An 8,147-nucleotide genomic window follows, 5' to 3' on the forward strand; every position below is an offset into this window, starting at 1 on the left:
AACTGACGTTTATTCCGTGTCCGGAATAGGCGCCATTTTGTGCCTAACTGTTTACATTAAAAATGAATGTTTTATAATACGGGTAAGGTCAATGTAACGACATATATATTGACCCGCCCCCTAATATGAGTGCTCCTAACATTTAACTCATATTATTATGTGTCATCTTCACTAGTGAAAACATCTACTCCATATGGTAGATGTTTTTTTCTTGCGATAGGTGTACAATGTTTATTTGACTGAAGCACTTTGTGGATTAATTTTGAACATTCAGTCTTGTTATTTCTCCAGAAAATATTATTACGATACTACGTAGCAGGCACCGGAAAATGTCTGCTTTTATTTTGCTGAAATTAAGAGGGAAAATATAATTGTATAAGGGCTTAAGTGGATGGTAGATTGATAGCAAATTTATGAATTCATTTATGTCTTAATAATCAATGAATTTTAAGCAACCCTTTGGCTATTTTTCAGAAAATGAATAACAAACTAACTCTATATTTTTAAAACTATGTTATAATTAAAGTGTGAGTGATAGTTTTAGCTGACAGTTACTCACACTCCTGATAGGTATATTCTCCTAGGATATACTCCAAGTTAATTATTTAGTTTCATGTATGCATTCCCCAAATGCGTATGACCTATCTTCGGATAGGTTTTTTTATAAATTTATTTAAATTAGTAGTTTAAGTAAAAGCTATAATTATAATGATTAGTGGCCGGTAGGGAATCCTTGTTTTGTGTAGACACATAGTTTGCTTTTTAAAAATGATAAAGATTAAAAAAAGATGATAAAAAATGATTCATGCTTTTTCAACTGTGCTATAATTTCAATATGGATGATGGCTTGTTGCTATTATTCGTTTTCTGATGAGTATATTCCTCCTCAAGAGTATACAGCATACCGCCTGATTGGGTAGTCGTTTTGCATTACATCTCTTCCTTGAAATGTAATTGTGGACCTATCAATAGATAGGTGTTTTATTTTTTTGAAATATGATTATAATGGTTCATAAGACTATCTCCTCAATTGTTAGTCTTATTCGACCTATGTGTATTGATTAGTATTCATCAATTATGATGAATACTTTTCTTTCGGAAAACATCCGCTTGTATTTTGCCACAATTAATGGTTTACAATTAAAATAAATGTTTTATACTTTTATGTGAGGTCAGTGTCCCGTTATGCGCTGATCTTCTCCTGCGTATAGATGATTAACCATCGCTCCTTCGGTGAATTAATCATCAATGTGAGGTTAATTGTTCTGTTAAGCATCTACTTTTTCAAGTAGATGCTTTTATTTTGCCCAGGTTTTTGGAAAGATAATATGTAATGCTACGTAACGATTGATATTGATGACTAGTTCACCATTAACTCCTCTATTGGGTTAGTCAATATAGGGCTAATTAGGATAAAAAATTGCTTCATACTTCCTAATTTGTGCTATAATCACAACGTAGTTAGCAGTTTATTGGCTACTAATTACACTAGAAATGCATATTCCTCCCCGGAATATAACTTCTTAAATTATTAAGTTCCATATTCATATACCCCCATATATGAATAGCACCTATCTTTTTGGTAGGTGCTTTTATTTTATAAAATGATATACTATAAATGTGGATGGTGATCATAATATTGCTATCCATCTCGTGAATATTTCATTTCTTATCTTATGTACTCCATATATGAATGGCATCTATTCTATAGATGCTTTTTTTATTCAATACCATGTTGTATAATTAAGAAGCGCTAGTTTTTACTAGCAAGTAAATATTCTTTCATATACGTAAATACAATAGTTGTTAGCAGATGTCGGAAAGCATCTGTTTTTCTTTACTAAAATTAAAGGGCTGGATCTTAAATTGTTTCTTAATTTTTGAACCGTGCTATAATGTGGGTATGGTTAATGACTTCCTCAGTTACTAATCATGGTTAAAAGGTATCCCTTTTAGTTTCAGGTATATTTATCTTTTTCAAGTTATTTAGTTAAATTTTGTAATACATTTCCCCCGAAATGTATCTTGGTACCTATCTCACAGATAGGCTTTTTATTTTAACAAATTTTGTTTATAATATTGGTGAGCTAGTGATCACAATATACTATTCACTAGCGGTTACACTTCGTACGAAAGGAGGGCACTTATTGTTGATGAGCGCTCTTCTTTTACTAAGAGCAGAAGCTAAGCGGAATAAACGAACGACTTATAAATTTATCTTGCTTCCACGTTTAAGTATGTTACACTAATTTAGTAGACGGTTGACCCCTCATAAGTTTTCCGTCTACACCCCAAATATATTCCTCTATGAATATATTTCTCCAGATTCATATTCATATTTCTATTCATATACCCCAATATATGAATTAGCATCTATCCCCCCAGATAGATGCTTTTTATTTACAATTAATCATTGATAATTTAAATTCTAGTATAGAAATTAATGGGGTTGACAAACGTTTTCTTTCTGTTAGCATACTGTAGTGGGGTTACATTAATCAACGTTATTATGAGTACCCTCTCATAATAAAAGTATTCCCTGAACATCGTAACCCCGAAGTGCTTACTAATTTAATTTGGTAAGCATTTTTAAATTATTAATTTAATTAATTTGAAAATTATGTGATATAATCGAGTTGCTTAGACTTTTAGTCTAAGCAACTTTCTTCGTATCTTCATATATACCCCCAAATATATATGAAACGGCATCTATCTTCTTAGGATAGGTGCTTTTATTTATAATAAGTATTATAATATAATTAGAGGCGCTAATTTAATTTTGACCTTTCGCCTTTATATTTTTACTAACTTTACTTACATTTAAGAACACTTATCTAATTTTTGATAAGTGTTTTTATTTTACCCAAAATTTAGGAGGCTTTATGATGTTTACTCATATTTTAGATGTTTTTAATTCCTTGAAGGCAACTGGTATGGTTGCCTTTTTTGTTGCCGTTATTCCGGTAGTTTACAAGCTTATTAATCCGTACTTGCAAAAAAAGATTGCGACTGAAAAGAACGTTCATGCCCAACAAGCACTAGAACTGGGATTGAAATTGGCTAATGTGATTGTACCGGAATTAGCTATTTTGGCAGCCTTAAGTAAATCTGATCGGAAAAAAGAAGCTATGCGCTTTGTTAACAATCAGTTAAAAGCCAACGGCTTTAACCTTGATTATCAAGTGATTGCCGGTTTAGTTGAAAAAGCTTATCAAGCTTATAAAGCGACAGGGGCTGATAATCATTTTGCCCCAGTAACGCCAGCTCCCACAGAATCTGTAACGAATACTCAATCACCTAATTTGACGAATGCTAACGTAGAAAACGTTTCTCAAACGTCGCAACCAACAGAAAAGGGTGATTTAAATGCCTAAATTGGTGGTAGATGTTTCAGGCTATCAGGCTAGTACGGAAACTTATTTTAAAAATTTAAAAGCCAATGGAATTGATAGCGCCATGGTTAAACTGACCGAATCCACGACGTATGTTAACCCAAATGCCGGTAACCAAATTGCTAATGCTTATCAAGTATTTGGCACCGTTGGTGCTTATCATTTCTTTCATGGAAATGGTTTGGCTGAGGCAAAGTACTTTTTAGCTTGGGTTAAAAAGTATGGGTTGGATAAATCAACGGTGTTAGCGATCGATGTGGAAGCCCAGGATTTACCGGCCAACACGACACCCCAAGTAAATATCTTTTTAAAGTATTTAAAATCCCAAGGGTATCCTAATGTGATTACCTATGGGAGTGGGTCCTGGTTTAAATACGGTCGGATTAATCGTGTAGCCTTAGTTGATCAGCGAATTTGGGTAGCCGCGTATGGAGTTAACCAACCGGGCATCGATAATGCTAATGCTTGGCAGTATACCGATAACTTTAAGGGATTACATGTGGATGCCAGTTATGATTTTGACGGGTCCCTGTCAGGAACCTTAACTAACCCAATTACCCAAACACAGCCCAGTTACTATCAGGCCACTACTTTGGGCTTGTATGAGGTTATCGTACCTCAAGTTAATGTTTATAAGAAACTCAAATTCGATAAAACTAACAAGAGTGATATTAGTTATGCCAAAGGCTCACGGGTATGGGCCTCAGCGGTCAAGGTTGGTAAGATCACTCATCTTAAATTGAAGTATGCTAACGGATATATCACGTCAAACAGTGCCTATGTTAAACGGATCCGTTTGTCGGGCGGTGATCAGAAATGACCTTTGATCGTTGGATAGAATTGATTACCGTGACTTTGGGTATTTGCGGTAGTGTTTACGGCGTTTTAAGAGTTCTTCTGAAACCGTTAACCCAGAGGCTGGAAGATGTAGCTGAATCAATTAGAGATACCTCGAACCGCTTGGAACAATTTGTAAAAGATCAATACAGTATTAAGGAAACTCTTGCAGTGTCTCGGGGTGAACACAAAGCCATTAATCAACGGATTGATGAATTAGAAGATGATGTGAAAGAATTGAAAGAGAGAAACTAGAAACTTATTTCTTGAAAGAATTCTTAAAAATGATACTCTAAAGGTACGACAGATAAAGTAATTGCTAAAGGGACCCACTCAGATTAAGTTCTGGGTGGGTCCCTTGTTTATGCAGAAAGGATTTTATGATTTTCAACCGTCGAATAAGTCTTCGTTATAAATGACTTATCACTAGAAAATTGTCTTAAAAGGGTCTCAAGAATATGGATAAAAATTTTTATTGGATGCTTTACCACTAAATTTATACCACTGATAAATGACATCTGTTACCCTACCTTCGCTATTCAGTTCAGCTGTCTGCAATTTTTTTGGCCCATTTAGTGCATATGCTTCAAGGTAACCAACATGACCGGGAGATAAATAACCTACGATCGCATATGTGTGTGGTAGATTTGTAGATATATAAAAGGATGGTGACGTAATTTCATACCCGTCCGACTGCGTCCCATATGCTCCTGAAATTTTATTTTTCATCACATGCATTGTTGCGTAAGTCCATAAGTATTTACCATGATTAAGCTTGACTTTTTTCATCTTTGTTCTCCACCAACCACGAATAGCTACTGGCGTTCCCTTATGCCATGCTGAAGCATTTGCAGTGTTAGCAGTATAGAAAGTAAAGCCTAATACTGCTGTGGCTAATAACAAAATGCGGATAATTCTTTTCATAAAGCACCTCCATTAGGATTATATCATAATTATAATACAGTTAAAGAATACACTCTAAAATTTCCAACTATATGATGAAAGATCATGATAATCAAATACAACTGAATAGTGGCCTGTGAATTAGCAGCTATAAGCAGGTGAATAAATTTGCAAAATAGATTTAAGGCATACGCTTTTGATAAACTATTGTTTGTAATAGCCTGCTCAGATTAGGCTCTGGGTGGGCTGTTTCTTTTTTACTCAAATATTAAAAAATTCAATCTGTTAAAGAAACTAGTCTCTATAAGGACACTCCTTTGAAACAGAAAGTTGATAACTTTGAAGTTTTACAAAGTTCGATATTAAAAAAAGTTGTGGAGTACGCACGTCAAGAATATAATTTGATAATGGGATGTACATTAGTGGAAATGAGTTAATTATAAAATTGTAGAATAAAAAATAGCACTCATTCATTGTGAAAAGAGTGCCATTTTTTTGTGGACCTAATTTTTAGTTTCAATATTTAACAATGTAAACCAATTATCTGGAAATCCTAAGTATCCACCTAAGTTAACGAATTTTGTTTTTGAAATGTGACATTTTAATTTATAAACAAATTTGTTCCACTTTTCTATTTTTTTCTCACTCATGCAAGCAAAGAAAAATCGCATAATCATCAAGCCAGTAAATAAGGAATGAATTTGTTTACTTACTTCTGTAATAGAAAGCTGGAAAGACTTCCTTTCATAAAAAGTCCAATAACTATTTTTCAATTTTATTGATGGGTTATAAACAAAGCGTTTACCATAAATGCGTGAATTGTGTGCGGAAGCGTTTCTTAGTAATTGAACAGTTTGGAAAAATGATGGTAAGGACTTTGCATGTGCATCAATATATAAAAGCGACTTAGTCATTGGTCTATTGTCAACAATATATTTAAACCATTCACCCAAACATGTCTTTTCTAATCGAGTTGAAAGCATGTTAAATTCTCCGAAGGTTAAAACATCGAAAAAAGCCCAAATTGGAATATGACCACTATGAAAAGAAACATAATGTTTTATTGATTCATTGTGTGATTTCTCACGTTGAATTGACGTTGCACACACAGACAAAGAACGATTTAATTTTTTCTTGTCAGAAGTACTATTGTATTTGTATATGGTTTTATCTAGATATACATTGGAATCCTTTTTTATTGTTAATAACACGTGGGCTAACGTACTTTTAGCAAACATTTCAATGGTCGGAGTCAAACGCGAAACGGATGTTCTTATATAGGAATCGAGCTTAATTAATGCGTAAAAATTATCAAATGAGGGCCTGATACTTGGCTTTTCCGTAAATAAGAGTTTTGCAAAATAAGAAATCCGGTAATACGAGTTTTCTCGAATTAGAATCTGTAATCGGCATTTATCTTTTTCTCTAATTTTAATTCTTTTTTCAAGTGAGGAAATCATTTCATCAAAGCTGGCAACAGGCTTAGGCTTCCCAATACCCTCACTCCTTAAAGGCAAACTATTACTTTTACCTGTCACGCGAGCGTGGATTTTGTTTATTCCATTGGATAAATCTATATCTACATCCTCGAATGGCTCAATCTCATTTTGGATATAAGCATGGAATTCAGATTTCAAATATAAGCATCTCCATATGTATGAAAAAGGCCAGCCCATTTAAGCATTAAAAAGAGGCTTGGCTGACACGATTGACTATATATTAACATGTATTATACCATTGTCAATACATATTATCGTTAGACATTGGTAGATGGGATTACAATGGATGCATTAATAAAAAATGAATGCCTAGTTAATGAAACCAAAGTTGTGAAATACGTTTTTCTTGATCATAGTGGTGTTTCCCGAGACAGAGTAGGTGGAGGACGATCCTAAGGACTTGCTACTAAGCAGGATTTGAAAGATACAAGGCAAGATATAAGCTATCAAATCGAACTTTTTCGAGCAGACTTAAAGACAGATTTTGCAAATATAAATACTCAATTTTCAAAATTAGAAACTAAAATCGAAGGGGCAAGGAACTAAAACATAATTTGGTTCGTTGGTACCACGCTGGTTATTGTGGGAATAGGCTTAACCGTTATGTTTAAACTTTTTAATTAAAAAATATTTTTATATTAATTAAGCCCACCTTGTTAATTCGGGGTGGGCTTTTTGCATTGTTTAAATTTTTTGATAAAAGTGAATACGCGATATATAAATGTTGATATTAATCCTATCTTGATAATTACTGATAGTGTTTTTGTAGTCCAATAGTTTGTAATAAAGCGTTTTCAAAAGTATAATAAAGATGTAGAACTGTTAATGTTGTTGATGCTTGAAAGGAGAACTAATATGTATAATAATATTCTCGTTCCAATTGATGGTAGTGAAAATTCATCTAAAGCATTAGATGTTGCAATTGAATATAGCAAACTTTTCAATTCTAAAATTACAGTTTTATCTGTTACTAACGAAAATTATTATGGAGTCGGGACATTACCTCCAGAGGCTTATACCAAAATCGATGATACTGCCAAACGAATAGTTAGTAATGCAGAAAAATTTGTTTCGAGTAAAGGCATAGAAGTGAAAGGAATTGCACAAAAAGGGAATGCCAAGCAAGTAATTGTTGAATTTGCAAATAGTAGAGCTGATTTAGTTATTATAGGCAAATCAGGGACTAACACATTAGACCGCTTTATTATGGGTTCCACTACTGAATACGTAGTTAGAAATGCTAAGGTACAAGTCTTAGTTGTTAATGCCTAGTTAATTGTTAATCAAATCTTTTTATCATAGGATAAATTGATAATGATTTACGTGGCCATCTTGTTAATTCGAGATGGCTTTTCTATTTATTGTTTCTGGAATAAATTATGGAAACTATTTTTCAAAAACGAGTAGATTTTGTCGCTTTTTTAATTCTTTGCCACATTTTTGCCACGAAAAGTCCTGTATCCCTTTATATAAAGCAACCTGATAATTATAACGTATAATTATCAGTGTGCGAAAC

The 8,147-nt window shown here is 33.3% G+C and carries 6 protein-coding genes; 4 read left to right on the plus strand and 2 right to left on the minus strand.

Annotation, left to right across the window (positions count from 1 at the left end; genetic code table 11):
• The first annotated feature begins 2,885 nt into the window (after window positions 1-2,885).
• The 3 genes from HMPREF0519_RS08020 to HMPREF0519_RS08030 are packed head-to-tail and all read left to right on the plus strand — an operon-like array spanning window position 2,886 to window position 4,484.
• On the plus strand, window positions 2,886-3,374 hold the full coding sequence (locus HMPREF0519_RS08020) for a hypothetical protein (protein WP_040472766.1): 489 nt from the start codon (window positions 2,886-2,888) through the stop codon (window positions 3,372-3,374).
• Window positions 3,367-4,212 (plus strand): GH25 family lysozyme, encoded by an 846-nt coding sequence (locus HMPREF0519_RS08025; RefSeq protein ID WP_003635324.1) that lies wholly within the window; start codon window positions 3,367-3,369, stop codon window positions 4,210-4,212. The genes HMPREF0519_RS08020 and HMPREF0519_RS08025 overlap by 8 nt, the downstream gene beginning before the upstream one ends.
• On the plus strand, window positions 4,209-4,484 hold the full coding sequence (locus tag HMPREF0519_RS08030) for a hypothetical protein (protein ID WP_003635325.1): 276 nt from the start codon (window positions 4,209-4,211) through the stop codon (window positions 4,482-4,484). The genes HMPREF0519_RS08025 and HMPREF0519_RS08030 overlap by 4 nt, the downstream gene beginning before the upstream one ends.
• 195 nt (window positions 4,485-4,679) lie before the next feature.
• Here HMPREF0519_RS08030 and HMPREF0519_RS08035 read toward each other — a convergent pair whose 3' ends face one another.
• Window positions 4,680-5,153 (minus strand): hypothetical protein, encoded by a 474-nt coding sequence (locus tag HMPREF0519_RS08035; RefSeq protein WP_003635326.1) that lies wholly within the window; start codon window positions 5,151-5,153, stop codon window positions 4,680-4,682.
• 482 nt (window positions 5,154-5,635) lie between these two features.
• On the minus strand, window positions 5,636-6,769 hold the full coding sequence (locus HMPREF0519_RS08040; protein ID WP_225429005.1) for an Abi family protein: 1,134 nt from the start codon (window positions 6,767-6,769) through the stop codon (window positions 5,636-5,638).
• Between the two features lie 717 nt (window positions 6,770-7,486).
• Between HMPREF0519_RS08040 and HMPREF0519_RS08045 the strand changes: the two genes are divergently transcribed.
• Window positions 7,487-7,903, plus strand: coding sequence for a universal stress protein (locus HMPREF0519_RS08045; protein ID WP_225429003.1), 417 nt, complete (start codon window positions 7,487-7,489; stop codon window positions 7,901-7,903).
• Window positions 7,904-8,147: the final 244 nt, after the last annotated feature.

The sequence above is a fragment of the Lentilactobacillus hilgardii DSM 20176 = ATCC 8290 genome, from assembly GCF_000159315.1.
GTDB lineage: Bacteria > Bacillota > Bacilli > Lactobacillales > Lactobacillaceae > Lentilactobacillus > Lentilactobacillus hilgardii.